The following is a 22,386-nucleotide window of genomic DNA, read 5'->3' on the forward strand; positions in this document are numbered from 1 at the left end:
AAGGAGAACTCAGGCCTTGGGTACCCGCACGATCAGCGCGTCACCCTGACCGCCGCCGCCGCACAGCGCGGCCGCGCCGACGCCGCCGCCCCGCCGCTTGAGCTCCAGGGCCAGGTGCAGGACGAGCCGCGCACCCGACATACCGATCGGGTGACCGAGGGCGATGGCTCCGCCGTTGACGTTCACCCTTTCCGTGGACACGCCGAGGTCCTTCATTGACTGCACGGCCACCGCGGCGAAGGCCTCGTTGATCTCGACGAGGTCGAGGTCGGAGACCTCCAGGCCCTCCTTCTTCAGGGCGTGCTGGATGGCGTTGGAGGGCTGGGACTGCAGAGAGTTGTCCGGGCCCGCGACATTGCCGTGCGCGCCGATCTCGGCGATCCAGTCCAGGCCGAGCTCCTGCGCCTTGGCCTTGCTCATGACGACGACCGCGGCGGCGCCGTCGGAGATCTGCGAGCTGGAACCGGCGGTGATCGTGCCGTCCTTCGAGAACGCCGGGCGCAGCTTGCCGAGCGACTCCGCCGTGGTGTCGCCCCGGATGCCCTCGTCCTTGCTGAACAGGACCGGGTCGCCCTTGCGCTGCGGGATCTCGATGGGGGTGATCTCCGCCTCGAAGATGCCGTTCTTCTGGGCGGCGGCGGCGCGCTGGTGGGACAGGGCGGCGATCTCGTCCTGCTCGGGGCGCCGGATGCCGAGGCGGGTGTTGTGCTTCTCCGTGGACTCGCCCATGGCGATGTTCTCGAAGGAGTCGGTCAGGCCGTCGTGGGCCATCGCGTCGATCATCTGCACCGCGCCGTACTTGAAGCCCTCGCGGGACTTCGGCAGCAGGTGCGGGGCGTTGGTCATGGACTCCTGACCGCCGGCGACGATCACGTCGAACTCGCCGGCGCGGATGAGCTGGTCCGCGAGCGCGATGGCGTCGAGGCCGGACAGGCAGACCTTGTTGATGGTCAGCGCCGGGACGTTCATCGGGATGCCGGCCTTGACCGCGGCCTGGCGCGCCGGGATCTGCCCCGCCCCGGCCTGGAGCACCTGGCCCATGATCACGTACTGCACCTGGTCGCCACCGATCCCCGCACGGTCGAGGGCGGCCTTGATCGCGAAGCCGCCGAGGTCGGCTCCGGAGAAGGACTTCAGTGAGCCGAGCAGCCGTCCCATCGGGGTACGGGCACCCGCGACGATCACGGAGGTCGTGCCGTTTCCAGAAGACATGAGGTGCGATCCCCTTCCAGCTTGTGCAGCCGAGGAGTGAACGAGGGTTTACTTCGAATGTACTGAGTGGCACTCCGTGCCGTCACCGGGCCGTCGGTGTGATCGCTGGCACGTTGCGTAACCCCCGCGGGAGCGCTGCACTGAATTCCATGCTGACGCGAATCGACCACATCGGGATCGCCTGCTTCGACCTCGACAAGACTGTCGAGTTCTACCGGGCCACGTACGGCTTCGAGGTGTACCACTCGGAGGTCAACGAGGAGCAGGGCGTCCGCGAGGCCATGCTCAAGATCAACGACACCTCCGACGGCGGCGCCTCCTACCTGCAGCTTCTCGAGCCCACGCGCCCGGACTCCACCGTCGCCAAGTGGCTCGACAAGAACGGCGAGGGGGTGCACCACATCGCTTTCGGTACGGCGGACGTCGACACGGACGCCGACGACATCCGCTCCAAGGGCGTACGCGTTCTGTACGAAGAGCCCCGACGCGGCTCCATGGGGTCACGAATCACCTTCCTGCACCCGAAGGATTGCCACGGAGTACTGACAGAACTGGTCACTTCGGCGCCTGTTGAGTCACCTGAGCACTGACCCTCGTACATATGGGCCGGTAGGGTTGGGGGCGGTCGCTCCTCGACACGGGGTGGCCGCATGCCGGGGTCCGGGTTTCGGGGGGCGAGCGTCGGGGCAGCAGCCCATGCTCTGCCGATGATCTGACACCATTCCCCGGGGGCCCCGTTCGGCGGACGGACGGGACCCGTTTGGCCAGACTTGCGACCAGGGGACGGATGGGACCGCGCAGTGCGGGGCTACGAACGCCAGGAGCGAGAGCCGGCGGCTGACGTCGACCACCTCTCTCGGTTCGAGGCCGAGATGGATCGGCTGAAGACCGAGCGGGAGAAGGCGATCCAGCACGCCGAGGACCTCGGCTACCAGGTCGAGGTGCTGCGCGCCAAGCTGCACGAGGCGCGGCGGACCATCATGTCCCGGCCCTCTTTCGACGGCGGGGACATCGGCTATCAGGCCGAGCAGTTGCTGCGCAACGCCCAGGTGCAGGCGGACCAGCTGCGCCAGGACGCCGAGCGCGAGCTCAGCCAGGTCCGGGCGCAGACGCAGCGCATGCTTCAGGAGCACGCCGAGCAAGCGGCCCGGCTCCAGGCCGAGCTGCACCAGGAGGCGGTCACCCGCCGCCAGCAGCTGGACCAGGAGCTCGCCGAGCGCCGCCAGACCGTCGAGTCGCACGTCAACGAGAACGTGGCGTGGGCCGAGCAGCTGCGCGCCCGCAGCGAGTCGCAGGCCCGCCGGCTTCTCGACGAGTCGCGAGCCGAGGCCGACCAGGCCATGGCGGCCGCCCGCGCCGAGGCCGAACGGCTCACCAGTGAGGCACGCCAGCGCCTCACGGGCGCGGCCGAGGAGGCCCGCGCCGAGGCCGAGCAGATCCTGCTCCGGGCCCGGACGGACGCCGAGCGGCTGCTGAACGCCGCCTCGACGCAGGCCCAGGAGGCCACGGACCACGCCGAGCAGCTGCGTACGTCCACCGTCTCGGAGTCGGACGCCGCCCGCCGGCAGGCCACCGAGCTCAGCCGGGCCGCCGAGCAGCGCATGTCGGAGGCCGAGGAGGCGCTGCGCAAGGCGCAGTCCGAGGCCGAGAAGCTGGTGGCCGAGGCCACGGCGGCCGCCGAGAAGGCGCTCACGAACGCCGAGTCGGCCAACGAGCAGCGCATGCGGACCGCCAAGGAGCAGGTCGCGCGGCTGGTCAGCGAGGCCACCAAGGACGCCGAGTCCACCAAGGCGGACGCCGAGCAGGTCGTCGCGGACGCCCGCGCCGAGGCCGAGAAGATCGTCGCCGAGGCCGCCGAGAAGGCCCGCACGATCACCGCCGAGGAGAGCGCGACCCAGCTCTCGAAGGCGGCCAAGACCGCCGAGGACGTCCTCAACAAGGCGCAGGAGGACGCGCAGAACACCACCAAGGCCGCGGCCGAGGAGGCCGAGCGGATCCGCACCGAGGCCGAGGCCGAGGCGGACCGGCTGCGTGCCGAGGCGCACGACATCGCCGAGCAGCTCAAGGGCTCGGCGAAGGACGACACCAAGGAGTACCGCGCCAAGACGGTCGAGCTCCAGGAGGAGGCGCGCCGGCTGCGCGGCGAGGCCGAGCAGCTGCGCTCCGAGGCGGTCGCCGAGGGCGAGAAGATCCGCGCGGAGGCCCGCAAGGAGGCCGTCCAGCAGATCGAGGAGGCGGCCAAGACCGCCGAGGAGCTGCTGTCCAAGGCCCGGCAGGACGCGGACGACCTGCGCCAGAAGGCCACGACGGACAGCGAGAAGGTCCGCACCGAAGCCATCGAGCGCGCCACCACGCTGCGCCGGCAGGCCGAGGAGACCCTGCAGCGCACCCGCCAGGAGGCCGAACGCCACCGCGACGAGGTCGTCGAGCAGGCCGAGGGCATCAAGGCGGACGCCGAGCGGGCCGCCCGTGAGCTGCGCGAGGAGACCGAGCGCGGCGTCGAGGCCCGCCGGGAGGAGGCGGCCGAGGAGCTGACGCGCCTTCACGCCGACGCCGAGCAGCGCCTCGCGGCCGCCGAGCAGGCGCTGACCGACGCCCGCGAGGAGGCCGCGCGCATCCGCCGCGAGGCGGCCGAGGAGACCGACCGGCTGCGCACCGAGGCCGCCGAGCGGATCCGCACGCTCCAGCAGCAGGCCGAGGAGGAGGCCGACCGGCTGCGCACCGAGGCCGCGTCGGACGCGTCCGCGTCCCGTGCCGAGGGCGAGGCCATCGCCGTACGCCTGAGGTCGGAGGCCGCCGCCGAGGCCGAGCGGCTGAAGTCGGAGGCGCAGGACACCGCCGACCGGGTGCGGGCCGAGGCGCAGGCCGCCGCCGAGCGGCTCGCCACCGAGGCGTCCGAGACGCTGGCCGCCGCCCAGGAGGAGGCCGCCCGGCGCCGCCGCGAGGCCGAGGAACTCCTCGGCTCCGCCCGCCAGGAGGCCGACCAGGAGCGCGAGCGGGCCCGCGAGCAGAGCGAGGAGCTGCTGGCCTCCGCGCGCAACCGCGTGGAGGAGGCGCAGGCCGAGGCGGTACGGCTGGTCGAGGAGGCCGACCGGCGCGCCACCGAGATGGTGTCGGCGGCCGAGCAGCACGCCCAGCAGGTCCGCGACTCCGTCACCGGGCTGCACGAGCAGGCGCAGGAGGAGATCACCGGGCTGCGCAGTGCCGCCGAGCACGCGGCGGACCGTACGCGCCGGGAGGCCGAGGAGGAGGCGGACCGGGTCCGCGCCGACGCCTACTCCGAGCGGGAGCGGGCCGGCGAGGACGCGGGCCGGATGCGGCGCGAGGCGAACGAGGAGGCCGCGGCCGCCAAGTCCCTCGCCGAGCGCACCGTCGGGGAGGCCATCGCCGAGGCGGAGCGGCTGCGGTCGGAGGCATCCGAGCACGCCCAGCGCCTCCGCACCGAGGCCTCCGACAAGATCGCCGAGGCCGACCAGGCCGCGTCCCGCACCCGCGCGGACGCCCGCGAGGACGCCAACCGGATCCGGTCGGACGCGGCGACGCAGGCCGACACCCTCATCACCGAGGCGCGTTCGGAGGCGGAGCGACTCCAGTCGGAGACGATCACCGAGGCCGACCGGGTGCGCGCCGACGCGCTCTCCAAGGCCGAGAAGCTGGTCGGGGACGCCACGTCGGAGGCGGAGCGGCTGCGCGCCGAGGCCGCCGAGACGGTGGGGTCGGCCCAGCAGCACGCCGAGCGGGTCCGCCGCGACTCCGAGCGTCTCAAGGCCGAGGCGGCCGCGGAGGCGGAGCGCCTGCTCAACGCGGCCCGCGAGGAGGCCGAGCGCACCCTCGACGAGGTCCGCAAGGACGCCAGCAAGCGGCGCCAGGACGTGGCCGAGCAGGTCGACAAGCTCATCACGGAGACCACGGCCGAGGCGGACAAGCTGCTCACCGAGGCGCAGCAGCAGGCCCACAAGACGACCGCGGACGCCGAGGCGCAGGCCGACACCATGGTGGGCGCGGCCCGCAAGGAGGCCGACCGGCTGGTCTCCGAGGCGACGGTTGACGGCAACTCGATGGTGGAGAAGGCACGTACGGACGCGGACGAGCTGCTCGTCGGCGCCCGCCGGGACGCCACGTCGATAAGGGAGCGCGCGGAGGAGCTGCGCGACCGCATCACGCGTGAGATCGAGGACCTGCACGAGCGGGCCCGCCGTGAGGCCGCCGAGACGATGAAGTCGACCGGCGACCGCTGCGACGCCCTCATCAAGGCCTCCGAGGAACAGCTCGCCAAGGCCCAGGCGAAGGCCAAGGAGCTGGTGTCGGAGGCGAACTCCGAGGCCGGCAAGGTCCGAATCGCCGCCGTGAAGAAGGCCGAGGGGCTGCTGAAGGAGGCCGAGCAGAAACGCTCGTCGCTCGTCAAGGAGGCCGAGGAGCTCAAGGCCGAGGCGATCCGCGAGGCCAAGCGCACGGTCGAGGAGGGCAAGCGCGAGCTGGAGGTCCTGGTGCGCCGGCGCGAGGACATCAACGCCGAGATCTCACGGGTCCAGGACGTCCTGGAGGCGTTGGAGTCCTTCGAGGCGCCGGGCGGCGGCAAGGACGGCGGGGTCAAGGCGGGTGCGACAGTCGGAGCACCACGAACGGGTGGCAAGTCGTCAGACGGCTAGCGCGTCGGGCGGGTTCCGGTGTCTCCTGGGGGCCTTTGACCCGGTTTTTGGCAAGCCGTCCGACGGTTAGCCACTCAAAAGGGGTCTCATTCTCCAGATCAAACACGTATCCGCTCGATGACACACCGCTTCGGCCCCTAGGATTCCACTTATCACCTCACCGGTCTCTTTCGACAGGAACCCCATGAGCGACACTTCCCCCTACGGCTTCGAGCTTGTGCGGCGTGGGTACGACCGCGCTCAGGTGGACGAACGGATCTCCAAGCTCGTCTCCGACCGTGACAGCGCTCTCACCCGCATCACCGCTCTGGAAAAGCGCATCGAGGAGCTCCACCTCGAGACGCAGAACGCCCAGGCCCAGGTGACCGACGCAGAGCCGTCGTACGCCGGCCTCGGCGCGCGTGTCGAGAAGATCCTCCGCCTCGCCGAGGAGGAGGCCAAGGATCTGCGCGAGGAGGCCCGCCGCGCCGCCGAGCAGCACCGCGAGCTCGCCGAGTCGGCGGCCCAGCAGGTGCGCAACGACGCAGAATCGTTCGCTGCGGAGCGCAAGTCCAAGGCCGAGGACGAAGGCGTCCGGATCGTCGAGAAGGCCAAGAGCGACGCCTCCCAGCTGCGTGCCGAGGCGCAGAAGGACGCGCAGTCCAAGCGTGAGGAGGCCGACGCTCTCTTCGAGGAGACCCGTGCCAAGGCCGCTCAGGCCGCCGCCGACTTCGAGACGAACCTCGCCAAGCGCCGCGAGCAGTCCGAGCGCGACCTGGCCTCCCGTCAGGCCAAGGCCGAGAAGCGTCTCGCGGAGATCGAGCACCGCGCCGAGCAGCTGCGCCTGGAGGCCGAGAAGCTGCGCACCGACGCCGAGCGCCGTGCCCGTCAGACGGTGGAGACGGCTCAGCGTCAGGCCGAGGACATCGTGGCCGACGCCAACGCCAAGGCCGACCGGATCCGTTCGGAATCGGAGCGCGAGCTCGCGGCTCTCACCAACCGCCGCGACAGCATCAACGCTCAGCTGACGAACGTCCGCGAGATGCTGGCGACGCTGACCGGTGCCGCGGTCGCCGCGACCGGTGCGCCGGCCGCCGAGGACGAGCCGATCACGCGTGGGGTGCCCGCCCAGCAGTCCCGGTAACGATCCGGCACACGACTGCTGAATTTTCGCAAAGCCCTCTGCCACTGGGGTGGCAGAGGGCTTTGTCCCGTTTTAGCGTGGGCGGCATGATCGAGCTCGAGGGGCTGACGAAGCGGTACGGCGAGAAGGTGGCGGTCAACAACCTGACGTTCACGGTGAGACCGGGCATCGTCACGGGGTTCCTCGGTCCCAACGGCGCGGGCAAGTCGACCACCATGCGGATGATCCTGGGCCTCGACCGGCCGACCGCCGGCGACGTCCGTATCGACGGCCGACACTACGACCAGCTCAAGGACCCGCTCACCGCCATCGGCGCCCTGCTGGAGGCCAAGGCCTGGCACCCCGGGCGCAGCGCCTACAACCATCTGCTGTGCCTCGCGCAGAGCAACGGCATCCCGAACACCCGGGTGCGCGAGGTGCTGGAGACGGTCGGGCTGACCGCGGTCGCCAAGAAGAAGACCAAGGGCTTCTCTATGGGTATGGGCCAGCGGCTCGGCATCGCGGCCGCGCTGCTCGGCGATCCCCGGATCCTGATGTTCGACGAGCCGGTCAACGGCCTCGACCCCGAGGGCATCCACTGGATCCGGAACATGATGAAGTCGCTGGCCGCGCAGGGCCGGACCGTCTTCGTCTCCTCCCATCTGATGAGCGAGATGGCCCTGACCGCCGACCACCTGGTCGTCATCGGACAGGGCCGGCTGCTCGCCGACACCTCCATGCCCGAGTTCATCGCGCGCAACTCACGGGCCTACGTCCGTATCCGCACGCCGCAGCGCGAGCGGCTGCTCGACCTGCTCCAGCAGGCCGGGATCACCGCCGTGCAGAACGGCAACGGCACCCTGGAGGTGGACGGCGGCAAGTCCGAGCAGATCGGCGAGCTGGCGGCGCGCCACCAGGTCGTGCTGCACGAGCTGAGTCCGCAACAGGCCTCCCTGGAGGAGGCGTTCATGCAGCTGACCGCGGAGTCGGTGGAGTACCACGCGCACGCCGAGGCGCCGCCCCGGCCGCAACCGCAACCGCAGCAGTGGGGCGCCGACTGGAGGAGGAGCTGAGCATGGTGGTCACCCAGGTCGTCCGCTCCGAATGGACCAAGATCCGGTCCGTCGCCTCCACCGTGTGGACGCTGTCCCTCGCCGTGGTGGTCACCGTGGCCCTCGGCATGCTGATCTCGGCCCTGTCGAAGAACGAGTTCGGCGACCTGAGCCGCGACGACCAGCTCTCCTTCGACCCGACCTTCATCAGCTTCGCCGGGATGGGCCTCGGGCAGCTCGCGCTGATCGTGTTCGGTGTGCTCGTCGTCTCGAACGAGTACAGCACCGGCATGATCCGCACCTCGCTTGCGGCCGTGCCGCAGCGCGGCACCTTCCTGTTCAGCAAGATCGCGGTGGCGGCCGGGCTCTCCCTGGTCGTCGGCCTGGTCACCAGCTTCGTCGCCTTCTTCCTCGGGCAGGCGATGCTCGGCGAGTACCGGGCCCACCTCGGTGACCCGGGCGTGCTGCGGGCGGTCATCGGCGGTGGCCTCTACATGGCCCTCATCGCGATGTTCTCGATGGGCGTCGCCGCGATGCTGCGCTCGCCGATGCTGTCGCTGGGGATCCTGATGCCGTTCTTCTTCCTGATCTCCAACATCCTCGGGAACGTCTCGGCCACCGAGAAGATCGGCCGCTATCTGCCCGACCAGGCCGGCAGCAAGATCATGCAGGTGGTCACCCCGGTCGACAACGACACGCCCTACGGTCCGTGGGGCGGGCTCGGGATCATGGTGCTGTGGGTGATCGCCGCGCTCGCCGGCGGCTACGCCACGCTCAAGAAACGGGACGCGTAGGGGCTCCGCGCCCCTTCGCGGCACACCCGGACCCGCGTCGGCGAGGGTCCGCGCGCGAGGTTTTACTCGCTCTTGAGTGGAACCGTCAGCGCCTCGGTATCCTCCTAACCCTTACGGGGGGCGTGTGCCCCGCTGTCCTGAACCTTTCGATGGGTGCGGAGCATGATCGAGGCAGTCGGCCTGACCAAGCGCTACGGCGACAAGACCGCTGTGTACAACTTGTCCTTCCAGGTGCGGCCCGGAGCCGTCACCGGCTTCCTGGGCCCGAACGGCTCGGGCAAGTCGACGACGATGCGCATGATCCTGGGCCTGGACAACCCGACGGCGGGGCACGTCACGATCGGCGGCTATCCGTACCGCAGGCTCCCCAACGCCCCGCGCCAGGTCGGCGCCCTGCTGGACGCCAAGGCGGTGCACGGCGGACGCGCCGCGCGCAACCATCTGCTGAGCCTCGCCCAGCTCTCCGGCATCCCCGCCCGGCGGGTGGACGAGGTGCTGGGCGTGGTCGGCCTCCAGGACGTGGCGAGACGGCGCTCCAAGGGCTTCTCGCTCGGCATGGGCCAGCGCCTCGGCATCGCCGCCGCGCTGCTCGGCGACCCCCAGGTGCTGCTGTTCGACGAGCCGGTCAACGGCCTCGACCCCGAGGGCATCCTCTGGGTGCGGAACCTGATGAAGTCGCTGGCGGCCGAGGGCCGGACCGTCTTCGTCTCCTCCCACCTGATGAGCGAGATGGCCCTGACCGCCGACCACCTGATCGTCATCGGGCGCGGTCAGCTGCTGGCCGACATGAGCGTCCAGGACTTCATCGCCGCGAACTCCGCGGGCTTCGCCCGGGTCCGTACGCCCGACACCGAGCCGCAGCTGCGCGAGAAGCTGGCCGGCGCGCTCACCGAGGCGGGCGGGCACGTGCTGCCCGAGCAGGACGGCGCGCTCCGGGTGACCGGACTGGCGCTCCCCCGCATCAGCGACATCGCGCACGACTCCGACGTACGCCTGTGGGAGCTGTCGCCGCACCAGGCCTCGCTGGAGGAGGCGTACATGCGGATGACGCAGGGCGCGGTCGACTACCGCTCCACCATCGACCAGCGCGAAGGGCTCCAGCAGCCGCTTCCGCCGGGCGCGCAGCCGCCGATGCCGGTTCCCGGTCAGGGCCAGCCGGGCTGGTACGCCCCGCCGCCGCCCCCGCAGGGCGGGCAGCCGTACGCCGCGCAGCCGGGGCAGCCCGGCCCGTACGGCGCACCGGCGGCTCCGGGTGCCGGGACGCCGAACCCGTACGCGCAGACGGCCCCCCAGGCGCCTCAGGCGGCCCCGGGGCAGGCTCCGGCGCAGCCCGCGCCGCCCGCCGCGCACACCCCCGCCCAGGCGCCCGCGAGCCCGCCTGCCGCCGCGCCCGCGCCGGCCCTCGCCAAGCCGCCCGTGGCCCCGTCCGCCCCCGCCACCACCGCCCCGACCGAGTCCGAGGACGCCCGATGAGCACGCCCCAGCCCCCGATGCCGCAGACCGCCGCACCGAACTGGCAGGCGGCGCCCGGATCTCCGTACCCCACGTACACCTCGCCGATCCCGGTGGTGCGCACGCACCTCGGGCACGCGCTCGCCTCGGAGTGGACGAAGATCCGCTCGGTGCGCTCCACGATGTGGACGCTCGGGGTGTTCGTGCTCCTCGTCGTCGGCATCGGCCTGGCCGCCGCGGCGCTGGTCTCCTCCAACTCCTCCGAGGAGGGCCTCGCCGGCGAGAGCCCGCTGTCGTTCGGCTTCTTCGGGCTGCTGCTCGGCAGCATGTGCATCATCACGCTCGGGGTGCTGACCACTGCCTCGGAGTACGGCACCGGCATGATCCGCACCACGATGACCGCGTGCCCGAGCCGCGGCCGGGTGCTGGCGGCCAAGGCGATCGTGTTCTTCGTCGTCGCGTTCGTGGTGACGCTGACGTCGGCCGTGCTGGTCGCCCTCGCCGACGTGGCCATGCTGGAGGGCTCCCGGGAGCCGACCGGTCAGGAGTGGCTGAAGGGCACGGTCGGCATCTCGTTCTACATCGCGCTGCTCGGCCTGCTCTCGCTGGTCGTCGGCTCGATCATGCGGCACTCGGCGGGCGCGATCACGATCATGATCGGTGTCGTGCTGGCCCCGCTGGTCATCGCGCTGTTCATGTTCTCGGAGTCGCTCCAGGACCTCCAGCAGGCCCTGTTCGAGTACTCCATCCCGAACCAGCTCAGCGTCTTCTACGCCCAGTCCCTGTCCGACTCGGGCCCGTCCGGCTGGGACCCGCTGTGGATCATGCTCGGTGTCACGGCGGCCGCGTTCGCCGGTGCCTTCGCGCTGCTGGAGAAGCGGGACGTGTGAGCCTGCCCCCTCAGAACCTCGGCTAGAACCTCGGCGCGTTCCTGGACCGCTGCACCCGTGTGGTGCGGCGGTCCTTCGCGTTCCAGCACGCCTTGTGCCAGTGCCGGCGGTCGTCCACGCCCGCGTGGTCGGGCCAGGCGACGACGTGCGGGACGCCGTCCGGGATCATCTGCTCGCAGCCCGGGCACCGGTACGCCTTGCCCTGCGCGCTCGCGCCCGCCACGTGCCGTACGTTCCAGTCCTCGCCGTCCCAGCTCTCCGAGGACTGCCAGCCGCCGTAGCGGCCGGGACGGTCGTCCTCGGCGCTGTGGCCGGACGAGCCGGAATCCTTGGGTCGGTTGCGACGCGGGGACACGGAACACCTCACGGGGCTATACAGGATGCACGGGTCGTGTCCAGCCTACGTGGCACGGACAGGGGTAGTCGTACGGCACCAATCCCCACAAGTCCCTCACGCCGGCCATTGATTCTGCAGACAATCCGCAAATCTCTTCGCCAGGCCGTGTCCTCGGCACGTGTCAGACGGTTATGCCGGGTGGGGGAGCTCCGCGTCGGAGCCAAGGAAGCAGGAAAAAGCAATGCGCGTAGGAAGTTTCGTACTGGCCGCCCGGTTCCCGGGCCAGGGCGATGGGGAGGCGCTGCACCGCGCGGTCCGCTCCGCCGAGGTCGCCGAGGAGGCGGGGCTCGACTCGGTCTGGCTGGCCGAGCACCACTTCGTGCCGTACGGCACCTGTCCGTCCGCGATCACCCTGGCCGCCCTGCTGCTCGGCCGCACCAGCCGGCTGCGCGTCGGCACCGCCGTCAGCGTACTGCCCACCGCCCACCCGGTGGCCCTGGGCGAGCAGGCGGCGCTGCTGCACGTCGCCTCGGGCGGGCGGTTCTCACTGGGTGTGGGGCGCGGCGGCCCCTGGGTGGACCTGGAGGTGTTCGGGCAGGGCCTGAAGGCGTACGAGGAGGGGTTCCCGGAATCACTCGATCTGCTGGTGCGCTGGCTGCGCGAGCCCTCGGTGGCCGCGCAGGGCGAGCGGTTCGGCTTCCGCGAGGTCGCCGTCGTACCGAGGCCGTCGGAGTGCCTCACGGACGTCGAGGGCCCCGAGGTCGTCGTGGCGTGCACCTCGCCGCGCAGCGTGCGGCTCGCGGCCGAGCGCGGGCTGCCGATGCTGCTCGGGATGCACGTGGGCGACGAGGAGAAGGCCGAGATGGTCGCCCTGTGGCGGGAGCACGCCCGCGCGGTCGGACGGCCGATGGACGAGATCCGCGGTACGGGCCATGTGTCGGCCGGGGTCTGCCAGATCGCGGACCGGCGCACGGACGCGGTGGAGACCCTCACCAAGGCGATGCCGGGCTGGCTGCGGCAGGGCCTGGAGGCCCATGTGACGGTCGACGGCCGCCACCGCTCGATGCGCGACCCGCTGGCGTACACCGAACTGCTCTGCGGGCTGCACCCGGTGGGCACTCCGCGCCTGTGCGCCGACCGGCTGGCGGCGACCAGCGAGCGGACCGGGATCTCCCGCTTCGCCCTGCTGGTCGAGGGTTCCGGCGACCTGGCGGCGACCGAGGAGAACGTACGACGGCTGGGTGCCGAAGTGCTGCCGCACCTCGGCTGAGCCGGCCGGTGCGCACCGAACGCCCCGGACCGCCAGTGGGCTTGCCGCCCCAGTACTGAATGCACCTCCCGCGTATGGAGCGGCAAGCAAGCGACTCAGTGCGTCAGCAGTCCCTGAACTCCGGGGACTGGTTCAGCACCTGGCTGCGCACCGAGGTGAAGCGGGACAGCGTCTCGTCGACCGAGGAGTCAAGCGGGAACACCGCCACCCGGTGGCAGTTCTGGAATGCCAGTCGCACCCCGAAGTGCCGCTGCAGCGCGCCGCGTATCGCGTCACTCGCAAGCGCACGCAGCAGCTGGCCACGTGCCTGCTCGTCCGGCGGGGGCGTCTGGTTGTCGGCGAACGAACCGCCGTCGACCTTCAGCTGGGCCACCAGGGAGCTGATCATCTCCCATGCATAGGGCAGGGAGGTCCGGACGCAGTCGACGAAGGCGGCTTCGTCGACCTCGCCTCGCTCGGCCTGTTCGAGTAGGGCCGGTGAGACGTCGAGCGACATGGGTTCTCCTCTCGCACCCCCGCCGCAGCAGGGGTTGCCGGACAGATGAGGGAGTTCGCGATACCGGACACTCTGTGTACACGCCTCGCGACCTCCCGTTTAATACGGTAGGCAACAGACGGTGACGGCACCAGGAGAATGCGTACATGGGCGGGCCCCGTTGGGCTCACAATCGGCCAGAAATGAACAGGGGCAGTCCGGGGTCTTACGGACTCCCCCAGGGCGAATCGCGTCGACACCGGCCCGTCGAGTAGCGTTGCCGACCATGCGTCTCGTCATTGCCCGTTGCTCCGTCGACTACGCGGGCCGGCTCACCGCCCATCTGCCCTCGGCGCCCCGTCTGATCCTGGTCAAGGCGGACGGCAGCGTCTCGATCCACGCGGACGACCGGGCCTACAAGCCCCTCAACTGGATGTCGCCGCCCTGCACGCTGAAGGAGGGCGACGGCGAGCAGCAGGACGTCTGGACGGTCACCAACAAAGCGGGCGAGAAGCTGATCATCACGATGGAGGAAATCCTCCACGATTCGTCCCACGAACTCGGTGTGGACCCCGGCCTGATCAAGGACGGCGTGGAAGCGCACCTCCAGGAACTCCTCGCCGACCGCATCGAGACGCTGGGCGAGGGGTACACGCTCATCCGCCGCGAGTACATGACGGCCATCGGCCCGGTCGACATCCTGTGCCGCGACGCGGAGGGCCGTACCGTCGCGGTCGAGATCAAGCGGCGCGGCGAGATCGACGGCGTGGAACAGCTCACGCGCTACCTCGAGTTGCTCAACCGCGACCCGCATCTCGCACCGGTGCACGGCATCTTCGCGGCCCAGGAGATCAAGCCCCAGGCCCGGGTCCTCGCCACGGACCGCGGCATCGGCTGCCAGGTCCTGGACTACGACGCGATGCGCGGCATCGAGGACGACAAGCTGCGCCTGTTCTAGGACCGCGGTCCGTCAGCGCGCCCCTTCCCCGCCGCAACGGCGCTCACCCTCCCCCTGACGCTGTCCGGCTGTGCCGAGCCGCCCCGAGGCCGGTTGGCACCGCCGAAACACGCCATAGGAGCTGAGCACCGCCGCGGCGGCGAAGTTTTGGCCGGGGACACGTGCCGAAGCCCCAACGAATCGCCCCGCCCGGGCGACCGGCCGCCACTCGGACACTCACCGCCACCTGGGACATGGACCGACGGCCGATCCCGGGCGGTGGACCGGATCACTTGCCACCGCTCGGGGCATCGGCCGTGGGTCAGATCAGCGAGTTCGCTCCCGTGGTCGGGGTGTCCGCGCCCGTCGACGTCGGGGCGCTTGCCGTATTGGTCTCCGCCGGGCTGGAGGAGGCCGGGCCGCTCGCCGAGGTCGAGGAGGTCGGGGTCTCCGTCGGAGAAGTCGTCGGCTCCTCGGTCGGCTCCTCGGTCGGCTCTTCCGTCGGCTCCTCAGTCGTGGGTTCCTCCGTCGGCGACGACGGCGGCCTCGTAGGGGAGGACGGCGGCTTGGTCGGGGACGACGGCGGCTTCGTCGGCGAGTGCGTGGAGCCGCCGCTCGAACCCTGCGTCCCCGTGGGGTCGTCCGACGGGTCCGTCGGATCGTCCGTGGGGGTCGGGTCGTCCGACGTGCCGAGCGTGCCGTCGGGACCCGGATCCGTCGGCCGGCTGGTCGCCGTACCGGTGTCGCCGGCGCCCTTGTCGTCGTTGCTCTCCACCTTGTCCGCGCCCAGGCTGTCGTCACCGGGGCCCTGACTGGCGGACGGGTTGACGCCGACCTGGTTGGACGGGGCGTTGGGGTCGTTGTCGGAGGTGGCGCCGAGCGTCACCACCGTGCCGAGCACCGCCACGAGCAGTGCGCCCGCGCCGGCCGCGACGAGGTTGCGGCGCGCGAAGTTCCGGATGCCGCCGCGGCCCTTGTGCGAGGCCACCGGGGACAACGGCACGGACGACCGGTGGGTGACCAGCGTCCCGGTGTCGCCGACGGGCGGGAACGCGGCCGGCACGCCACCGGGAGGCGACAGCGACTCCTCGTGACGCGCGTCCGGCACCTCCTCCCCCGCCATCGCGGAGAACGCGACCAGTCCGGGCGCCGTACCGGAGCGGTCCGAGACCAGCGCGAGGGCACGGCGCCCGGCGACGGTCCCGCGCTTGTCGGCGAGGGCGCCGCGCAGGCCCGTGGACGTCTCCAGCTCGGTGCGGGCCCGGTCCAGCTGGCCGCCGCAGAGCGCGAGGATGCCCAACTCATGGTGGAAGTAGGCCTGTTCGGACACGTCACCGGCCAGGCGGGCGGCCTCGGCACCGGCGCGCAGCGCCCGTTCCCAGGCGCTCCAGTGCAGCCCCGCCGCGAACGCGGGCGCCGCCGTGCGGGCCAGCTGTACGGCCGGGCTCTCCTCGCCCTCGGCGGGCGGTGTCGTGGCCGGCACGAGCACGCCCAGCGCGGCGAGCACGGCGTCGGCCTCGGCGGACACCCTCTCCGGCGTCACCGAGGGATGCCCGGCCCACCAGGTGTAGTGCTGGACGGCGGTCCGGGCGTCTTCCCGGGCGTCGTCGGCGTACCCGGCGGCCTCCAGCTGGACCTGTACGCCGGCGGCGAGCCGGTAGCGGGAGCCGACCGGTGAGACCAGGCCGCAGTCGGCCAGTTCGCCCAGTGCGGCGTCCGCGTGGGTGTCGCCGACGAGCGCGGGCAGATGCGCCTGGTGCGGCACCTCGCCGCCGAGCGCGACGGCGAACCTCAGGGTCGTGCGGGCGGAGGCGCTGAGCCGCGAGGCGAGCAGCCGTGCCGGTCCCGCGGCCTCGCCGAGCGACGGCAGGGGTGTCTCCTCGCCGCCGCCCTCGGTGTCCACGGGAGTGTCGAAGGGCGCGTCGGAGGGCGGGACGTCCTCGAAGACGCCGTACTCGTCGACGGCGTCCGCTCCGGCCCGCAGCAGGTCCCGCTGCCGCAGCAGCGCCCCGGCCTGGACGAACCTGAGCGGCAGGCCCTCGGACTCGAACCACAGGTCGCCGGCCCAGTTCGCCTCGTCCTCGGTGAGGTCCCGGCCGATGCCGCGCTCCAGCAGCTCCACGCTCGCGGCGCGGTCGAGCCCGTCGAGGGTGACCTCCTCCACGCCGGAATCGGCGGACGGCGCGGGCACGTCGGGCGTGGCGCCGAGCAGGAAGGCGCACTCGGGGGTCGCGTCGAGCAGCTCGTCGAGCGCGGCGCCCCCGAACTCGATGTCGTCCAGGACGACGACCGCGCCGATCTCACGCACGCAGGAGAGCAGTTCGTCGTGCTCGGGGCGGTACAGGGGCGCGCTGTACACGGCGGAGAAGAGGTCGTACAGCAGATCGGTGGGCGTGCGGTGGAAGCCGTTGAGGCGGACCACGCCGTCGGGCGCGAGGTCCTCGCAGTCCTCGGCGACGAGGTCGAGCAGGCTGGTGCGGCCCGCGCCACGGGCGCCGACCAGACGTACGGAGCGGCCGCGGGCGAGCATCCGGACCAGTTGTTCGCGCTCGTCCTGGCGGGCCAGGAGCGGCTGTGCGGGACGGGTCGGACCGGGCGGGACCGGCGGCCTGGCGGCTCGGTCGGCCTCGGCACGTTCGGCCGTGGTCAGCTTCTCGGGCCGCCCCGGACGCTCCGCCGGCGGGCAGATCTCGATCTCGCTGCCGTCGACGGGGTTGACGGTGAGCAGGAAGTCGCCGGAGACCAGTTGCACCGTGCGGGCGAGTGCCGGCGAGTGCTGGCCGAAATCGGGTGTGAGGGGATCCCTGGGCGGGCGCGGGCGCGACGACTGGCCGTCAGCGTCATGGCCGTACTCCTCGGGTCCCCGGTTGTTCGGGTCCATAGGTTTCAAGCCCCCCAAAAGCGTCGTGTGCAGTTTGCGGCCCCTCCCGGCCTTTGCACACCGCGCTGTCGCTTCTGGTCCGGGCCCGCTCGAAGGGGTTTGTCTAGGCAGCGGGCAGCCGAACCCTAAACCTTCGCACAGTATCTACGACAGGTCGGGGTACCGCGCCGTCCGAGACATCACAGTCTCGTGAGGATTGTGCGCGACGTGCGCTTCGCAACCGGAACGCCCTACTGTCCCGCCCCACCCGTGCCGGGTGTCACACCCGAGGCAGGGACTCCACCCCGATGCCGCCCTCGATCGCCAGGATCCGGTGCAGCCGGGTTGCCACCAGCAGGCGCTGCATCTGCGGCGGCACGCCGCGCAGCACCAGGCGCCGGCCGCAGCGGCCTGCCCGCCGGTGGGCCCCCATGATCACCCCGAGTCCGGTGGCGTCCCAGAACTCAAGCTCGGACAGGTCGAGCACCAGATCGCCGACTCCGTCGTCGACGGCCGAGTGCAGGACCGTACGGGCGTCCGCCGCGCTGCGGACGTCGAGGCGGCCCCCGACGACCAGTTCGGCGTGGTCGCCCCTGATGTGCATATCGCTCCCCTAAGCGTGCGTTCGTGCTCCGCGTGTGTGGTCTGCGTAGGTGCCTGTGTCTGTGTTTGCTATGAGTCTTCGCTGTGGCCGGTGATGCAACCTCTGACTGCGTTGAGCGGCCAGAGGTTGCCGTCTGTAAGCGAACCGATACCGAATTCACCCCATCGCGTGATGCGTGCATGGGCTGTGCGGTGGTCTACGAAACCTCAGTAGCTGTAAAAGCCTTGCCCGCTCTTGCGGCCGATGTCACCCGCGTCCACCATCCGGCGCATCAGCTCCGGCGGGGCGAACTTCTCGTCCTGGGACTCGGTGTAGATGTTGCCGGTGGCGTGCAGCAGGATGTCGACGCCGGTGAGGTCGGCCGTGGCGAGCGGGCCCATGGCGTGACCGAAGCCCAGCTTGCAGGCGAGGTCGATGTCCTCGGCGGTGGCGACACCCGACTCGTAGAGCTTGGTGGCCTCGACGACGAGCGCCGAGATCAGCCGGGTGGTGACGAAGCCGGCGACGTCGCGGTTCACGACGATGCAGGTCTTGCCGACGGACTCGGCGAACTCGCGCGCGGTGGCGAGGGTTTCGTCGCTCGTCTTGTAGCCGCGGACGAGCTCGACGAGCTGCATCATCGGCACCGGCGAGAAGAAGTGCACGCCGACGACCCGCTCGGGGTGCGCGGTGGCCGCCGCGATCTTGGTGATCGGGATGGCTGAGGTGTTGGAGGCGAGCACGGCGTCCTCGCGCACGATCTTGTCGAGCGCGCGGAAGATCTCGTGCTTGACCTCGAGCTTCTCGAAGACGGCCTCGACGACGACGTCCGCGTCGGCGACCGCGTCCAGGTCGGTGGTGGCGGTGATGCGGGCGAGGGCCGCGTCGGCGTCGTGCGCCTCCAGCTTGCCCTTGCTCACGAACTTGTCGTACGACGCCTTGATGCCGTCGGTGCCACGCTGGAGGGCCTCGTCGGTGACGTCGCGCAGGACCACGTCCCAACCCGCCTGAGCAGAGACCTGGGCGATACCGGAACCCATGAGACCGGCTCCGATGACGGCGAGCTTGCGTGCCACTGACGACTCCCCTTTGAATCACGGCAGCATTACTGCGAGTGTGCGCTTACACGCTGCTTACGATTGGCTTCTGCGGCGGACCTTAGCGCTCGTCGGGGACTGTGTGACCGGTTAGTAACGCGAGTCACGTCTCATCTGACGGACATCACACCGGCGCCGGTCATTCCGCGCCTCGGACGGCGTAGTTGAGCACGTTCGCGCTCAACAGCTCCTCGATGTCGTCGAGAAGCACGAGTACCTCCCGTGACACTTTGCCCGGATTGCGCCCGGCCACCATCTCCCGTCCGATGTGGACGAACACCGTCTGATGGATCCAGGCGATCTGACCGGCGATCAGCCCCGGCAGCGGGTCGGCGGCGTCCGCGCCGGCCTCCTCGCGCAGGGTGGCCTCCAGGTGGTCGTGGATCTCCTGCTGCAGGCTCCACAGGCGGGAGCGCAGCGGCGGCGCCTCGTGGATGCAGCGCATGAAGCGGTCGTAGCCCTCGATGAGCCCCACCTTGGGTGAGACCGCCTCCACTTCGGCGCGCAGTTCGCGCAGCACGGCCCCGGCCGCCGACTCCCCCTTCGCCCGACCTCGCACCCAGCGCGAGAGCTGCTCGACGACGCCGGCGGAACGGTCGAAGAAGAGGTCCTCCTTCGCCGGGAAGTAGTTGTAGACCGTGTTCACGGAGACGTCGGCGGCCTCCGCCACCTCCGCGATCGTCACGGTCAGGAAGCCGTGCTCCAGGAACAGCCCGGTGGCGATGTCCGAGATCCGCTGTCTCGTCTCGCGCTTCTTCCGCTCCCTGAGCCCTTCCGCCATGGTCCTCATCCTAACTTCAGTGGGCTCCCTTAAATTTTGGGGTCATTGCAAAATTTAAGAGACTCTGTTTTTCTGTGGTCATGACCATCATCAGTACGGCCGGACTGGCCCGTACCTTCCGGACGAAACTCGGCCCGGTGGAGGCCGTCCGCGGTATCGACCTGACCGTGCGCGAGGGCGAGATCCTCGGTTTCCTCGGCCCCAACGGCGCCGGCAAGACGACGACCCTGCGGATGCTCACGACCCTTCTGGCGCCCACCGGCGGCGCGGCCACCGTCGCCGGCCACGACCTCGCGACCGACGCCGCGGGGGTGCGCCGGGCGTGCGGGTACGTGGCGCAGTCGGGCGGGGTGGACCCGCAGATCACCGTGCGGGAGGAGCTCGTCACCCAGGGCCGCCTGTACCGCCTGACCAGGACGCAGGCAGCCGCACGGGCCGAGGAGTTGGCCCACGACCTGGGTCTGACCGACCTCCTGGACCGCAAGGCGGGCACGCTCTCCGGCGGCCGGCGGCGCCGCCTCGACATCGCGCTCGCGCTCACGCACCGCCCGAAGGTGCTGTTCCTGGACGAGCCGACGACGGGATTGGACCCCGGCAGCCGGGCCGACCTGTGGGACCTGATCCGGCGCCTGCGCGACGAACACCGCACCACGGTGTTCCTGACCACCCACTACCTCGACGAGGCCGACGCCCTCTCCGACCGGCTGGTCGTCGTGGACAAGGGCGTGGTCGTCGCCGAGGGCACGCCGAGCGCGCTGAAGCTGCGCCACGGCGGCTCGATCGACGCCTCGCTCCAGGACACCTTCCTCGCCATCACCGGCCGCAGCGCCACCCCGGCCGACGCCGACCCCGTAGCCGTATAGGAATCCCAGAAGATGCTGCTGCACGACACGGCCCTCATCTACGGCCGCTATCTCCGCCAGTCCCTGCGCTCCCGGTTCGCCCTGCTCTTCGGCGTGCTGATGCCGCTGGTGTACCTGCTGTTCTTCGGTCCGCTGCTGACCGATCTGCCGCTGGGCGGACAGGGCAGCTCCTGGCAGGTGCTGGTGCCCGGGCTGCTGCTCCAACTCGGCTTGTTCGGGGCGTCGTTCGCCGGGTTCTCGATCATCATCGAGAAGGGCCAGGGGGTGGTGGAGCGGATGCGCGTGACGCCGGTCAGCCGCCTGGCCCTGCTGCTGGGGCGTGTGCTGCGGGACGCCACGGTGTTCGTCTTCCAGGCGGTGCTGCTGGTTCTGGCCTCGGTGACGACGGGCCTGCGAGCTCCGCTCCCGGGCGTCCTGATCGGCTTCGCGTTCGTCGCGCTGCTGACGGTGTCGCTGGCCTCGCTGTCGTACGCGCTCGCCATGAAGGTCCGCACCCCGCAGGAGTTCGGGCCGGCGATCAACGCGATGACGATGCCGATGATGCTGCTGTCGGGCCTGATGCTCCCGATGACGCTGGGACCGAGGTGGCTGGACGTCCTGTCCCACTTCGTACCGTTCCGCTATCTGGTGGACGCGGTGCGGGACGCGTACGTCGGCTCCTACGCCACGGCGCACATGCTGTACGGCGTCCTGGTCGCCGTCGCCTTCGCCGCGCTGGCCGTGACGGTCGGCACACGCGTCTTCCGAACGGCCGGGGCGTAACTAGGCTGACCTCATGGTCAATCTGACACGCATCTACACCAGGACCGGCGACCAGGGCACCACCGCCCTCGGCGACATGAGCCGGGTCGCCAAGACCGACCTGCGGATCTCGGCGTACGCCGACGCCAACGAGGCGAACGCGGTGATCGGCACGGCGATCGCGCTGGGCGGCCTGGCCGAGGAGGTCGTCAAGGTCCTCACCCGCGTCCAGAACGACCTGTTCGACGTGGGTGCGGACCTGTCGACGCCGGTGGTGGAGAACCCGGAGTTCCCGCCGCTGCGCGTCGAGCAGTTCTATATCGACAAGCTGGAGGCGGACTGCGACCGCTTCAACGAGGAGCTGGAGAAGCTGCGCTCCTTCATCCTCCCCGGCGGCACCCCGGGCGCGGCCCTGCTGCACCAGGCCTGCACGGTCGTCCGCCGGGCCGAGCGCTCGACCTGGTCGGCCCTGGAGGCCCACGGCGAGACGATGAACCCCCTGACCGCGACCTACCTCAACCGCCTGTCCGACCTCCTGTTCATCCTGGCACGGACGGCGAACAAGGAGGTCGGGGACGTGCTGTGGGTGCCGGGCGGGGAACGCTAGACGGCCCGACGCGGACGCGCCCCGAAAGGGGCGCGGGGAACTGCGCTACCAGCCACGACGGGCCCGCGGACGACCGACGATTTATCCGGCCCGCTCCTTCGACGTGACGACCCGGTCGGCAGGCCCGGACTCGGCCCCGCCCTTCGGCTGCTTGGGCCAGATGAGGTAGGTCAGCGCGATCAGCCCGTGGATGCCCACGGCGCGCAGTGCCACCCACTGGAACGACCGCAGGGACGAGGTGTCGCCGTCTGCGACGTACCAGACGGCGCCCTGGAGGAGGGCACAGGCCACCGCCGCCGCGAGGACCGTACGAAGCCACAGGTGGCCCTCGTGCCGGGCCCGTGCCATGCCGTACCGCGCAGGTGTGCGCGGGCGCGGGCCGCCGGCCAGGCGGTGCGCGGCATGGCCGTCCAGCCAGCGGATCGTGTAGTGGCCGTACGCCACGGTGTAGCCGATGTAGAGCGCGGCCAGGCCGTGCTCCCAGCCCGGCTCCGCGCCGTTCTTCAGGTCCACCGCCGTGGCCACGAAGAGCACCAGCTCCAGCAGCGGCTCGCACAGCAGCAGCACCACGCTCGTACGGCGCCACTTGAGCAGGTAGCGGACGGCGAGGCCCAGCGCCAGCAGCACCCAGAAGCCGACCTCGCAGGCGATGATGAGCGCGACGATCACAACGTGCTCCCTTCG

Annotated in this window: 20 protein-coding genes; 12 read left to right on the plus strand and 8 right to left on the minus strand. The window is 70.9% G+C overall.

All coding sequences use genetic code 11. From position 1 onward, the window contains the following. Positions 1–9 precede the first annotated feature (9 nt). Positions 10–1,212 carry an acetyl-CoA C-acetyltransferase gene (locus ACGFW6_RS18945; protein WP_393510646.1) on the minus strand — a complete coding sequence of 401 codons (1,203 nt, stop codon included), beginning with the start codon at positions 1,210–1,212 and terminating at the stop codon, positions 10–12. A gap of 149 nt (positions 1,213–1,361) precedes the next feature. Here ACGFW6_RS18945 and mce point away from each other — a divergent pair, with 149 nt between their 5' ends. The 7 genes from mce (at position 1,362) to ACGFW6_RS18980 (ending at position 11,151) form a co-directional block, all read left to right on the plus strand. Next, positions 1,362–1,802, plus strand: a complete 441-nt coding sequence (gene mce, locus ACGFW6_RS18950; RefSeq protein WP_030957920.1) for a methylmalonyl-CoA epimerase — start codon at positions 1,362–1,364, stop codon at positions 1,800–1,802. Positions 1,803–2,012: 210 nt separating this feature from the next. Next, positions 2,013–5,861 carry a polarized growth protein Scy gene (gene scy / locus ACGFW6_RS18955; RefSeq protein ID WP_393510651.1) on the plus strand — a complete coding sequence of 1,283 codons (3,849 nt, stop codon included), beginning with the start codon at positions 2,013–2,015 and terminating at the stop codon, positions 5,859–5,861. Between the two features lie 184 nt (positions 5,862–6,045). Beyond that, a complete protein-coding gene (locus ACGFW6_RS18960) occupies positions 6,046–6,984 on the plus strand; it encodes a cellulose-binding protein (RefSeq protein WP_030954674.1) in 939 nt (312 codons plus the stop codon). 86 nt (positions 6,985–7,070) lie between these two features. After that, positions 7,071–8,036 (plus strand): ABC transporter ATP-binding protein, encoded by a 966-nt coding sequence (locus ACGFW6_RS18965; protein WP_393510654.1) that lies wholly within the window; start codon positions 7,071–7,073, stop codon positions 8,034–8,036. Between the two features lie 2 nt (positions 8,037–8,038). Then, positions 8,039–8,809 (plus strand): ABC transporter permease, encoded by a 771-nt coding sequence (locus ACGFW6_RS18970; RefSeq protein ID WP_393510657.1) that lies wholly within the window; start codon positions 8,039–8,041, stop codon positions 8,807–8,809. Positions 8,810–8,971: 162 nt separating this feature from the next. Continuing rightward, on the plus strand, positions 8,972–10,282 hold the full coding sequence (locus tag ACGFW6_RS18975) for an ABC transporter ATP-binding protein (RefSeq protein WP_393510660.1): 1,311 nt from the start codon (positions 8,972–8,974) through the stop codon (positions 10,280–10,282). Beyond that, positions 10,279–11,151, plus strand: coding sequence for an ABC transporter permease subunit (locus ACGFW6_RS18980; RefSeq protein ID WP_393510663.1), 873 nt, complete (start codon positions 10,279–10,281; stop codon positions 11,149–11,151). Before ACGFW6_RS18975 ends, ACGFW6_RS18980 begins: the two co-directional genes overlap by 4 nt. A gap of 22 nt (positions 11,152–11,173) precedes the next feature. Here the strand turns inward: ACGFW6_RS18980 and ACGFW6_RS18985 are convergent, their stop codons facing one another. Further along, complete coding sequence (locus ACGFW6_RS18985) at positions 11,174–11,506, minus strand: ATP/GTP-binding protein (protein WP_393510666.1); 333 nt, start codon at positions 11,504–11,506, stop codon at positions 11,174–11,176. A gap of 223 nt (positions 11,507–11,729) precedes the next feature. Here ACGFW6_RS18985 and ACGFW6_RS18990 point away from each other — a divergent pair, with 223 nt between their 5' ends. Continuing rightward, on the plus strand, positions 11,730–12,758 hold the full coding sequence (locus tag ACGFW6_RS18990; RefSeq protein ID WP_393510669.1) for an LLM class flavin-dependent oxidoreductase: 1,029 nt from the start codon (positions 11,730–11,732) through the stop codon (positions 12,756–12,758). A 103-nt stretch (positions 12,759–12,861) separates the two neighbouring features. Here the strand turns inward: ACGFW6_RS18990 and ACGFW6_RS18995 are convergent, their stop codons facing one another. Further along, on the minus strand, positions 12,862–13,254 hold the full coding sequence (locus tag ACGFW6_RS18995) for an SCO5389 family protein (protein ID WP_030959211.1): 393 nt from the start codon (positions 13,252–13,254) through the stop codon (positions 12,862–12,864). Between the two features lie 265 nt (positions 13,255–13,519). Here ACGFW6_RS18995 and nucS point away from each other — a divergent pair, with 265 nt between their 5' ends. After that, positions 13,520–14,191 carry an endonuclease NucS gene (gene nucS, locus ACGFW6_RS19000; RefSeq protein WP_380844550.1) on the plus strand — a complete coding sequence of 224 codons (672 nt, stop codon included), beginning with the start codon at positions 13,520–13,522 and terminating at the stop codon, positions 14,189–14,191. Between the two features lie 301 nt (positions 14,192–14,492). Here nucS and ACGFW6_RS19005 read toward each other — a convergent pair whose 3' ends face one another. The 4 genes from ACGFW6_RS19005 to ACGFW6_RS19020 form a co-directional block, all read right to left on the minus strand. Beyond that, positions 14,493–17,051 carry an ATP-binding protein gene (locus ACGFW6_RS19005; RefSeq protein WP_393510674.1) on the minus strand — a complete coding sequence of 853 codons (2,559 nt, stop codon included), beginning with the start codon at positions 17,049–17,051 and terminating at the stop codon, positions 14,493–14,495. A gap of 259 nt (positions 17,052–17,310) precedes the next feature. Next, entirely contained in the window at positions 17,311–17,634 is a 324-nt protein-coding gene (locus tag ACGFW6_RS19010; protein WP_019760944.1) for an STAS domain-containing protein, read from the minus strand. Positions 17,635–17,840: 206 nt separating this feature from the next. After that, the gene (locus ACGFW6_RS19015; RefSeq protein WP_393510677.1) at positions 17,841–18,689 is read right to left on the minus strand and encodes a 3-hydroxyacyl-CoA dehydrogenase family protein; all 849 of its coding nucleotides are present in this window, start codon (positions 18,687–18,689) and stop codon (positions 17,841–17,843) included. Positions 18,690–18,849: 160 nt separating this feature from the next. Beyond that, positions 18,850–19,491, minus strand: a complete 642-nt coding sequence (locus ACGFW6_RS19020; protein ID WP_393510680.1) for a TetR/AcrR family transcriptional regulator — start codon at positions 19,489–19,491, stop codon at positions 18,850–18,852. A gap of 80 nt (positions 19,492–19,571) precedes the next feature. On the opposite strand from ACGFW6_RS19020, the gene ACGFW6_RS19025 reads away from it, so the two are divergent. From ACGFW6_RS19025 to ACGFW6_RS19035, 3 genes are read left to right on the plus strand one after another with little or no spacing between them, the layout of a single operon-like run. Beyond that, a complete protein-coding gene (locus tag ACGFW6_RS19025; protein WP_393510683.1) occupies positions 19,572–20,354 on the plus strand; it encodes an ABC transporter ATP-binding protein in 783 nt (260 codons plus the stop codon). A 12-nt stretch (positions 20,355–20,366) separates the two neighbouring features. After that, positions 20,367–21,116, plus strand: a complete 750-nt coding sequence (locus ACGFW6_RS19030) for an ABC transporter permease (protein ID WP_393510685.1) — start codon at positions 20,367–20,369, stop codon at positions 21,114–21,116. 13 nt (positions 21,117–21,129) lie between these two features. Next, the gene (locus ACGFW6_RS19035; RefSeq protein WP_393510687.1) at positions 21,130–21,702 is read left to right on the plus strand and encodes a cob(I)yrinic acid a,c-diamide adenosyltransferase; all 573 of its coding nucleotides are present in this window, start codon (positions 21,130–21,132) and stop codon (positions 21,700–21,702) included. An 81-nt stretch (positions 21,703–21,783) separates the two neighbouring features. On the opposite strand, the gene ACGFW6_RS19040 is transcribed toward ACGFW6_RS19035, so the two are convergent. Next, the gene (locus ACGFW6_RS19040) at positions 21,784–22,371 is read right to left on the minus strand and encodes a hypothetical protein (protein WP_393510690.1); all 588 of its coding nucleotides are present in this window, start codon (positions 22,369–22,371) and stop codon (positions 21,784–21,786) included. Between the last annotated feature and the right edge of the window lie 15 nt (positions 22,372–22,386).

Source organism: Streptomyces sp. Y7 (assembly GCF_043195415.1).
GTDB lineage: Bacteria > Actinomycetota > Actinomycetes > Streptomycetales > Streptomycetaceae > Streptomyces.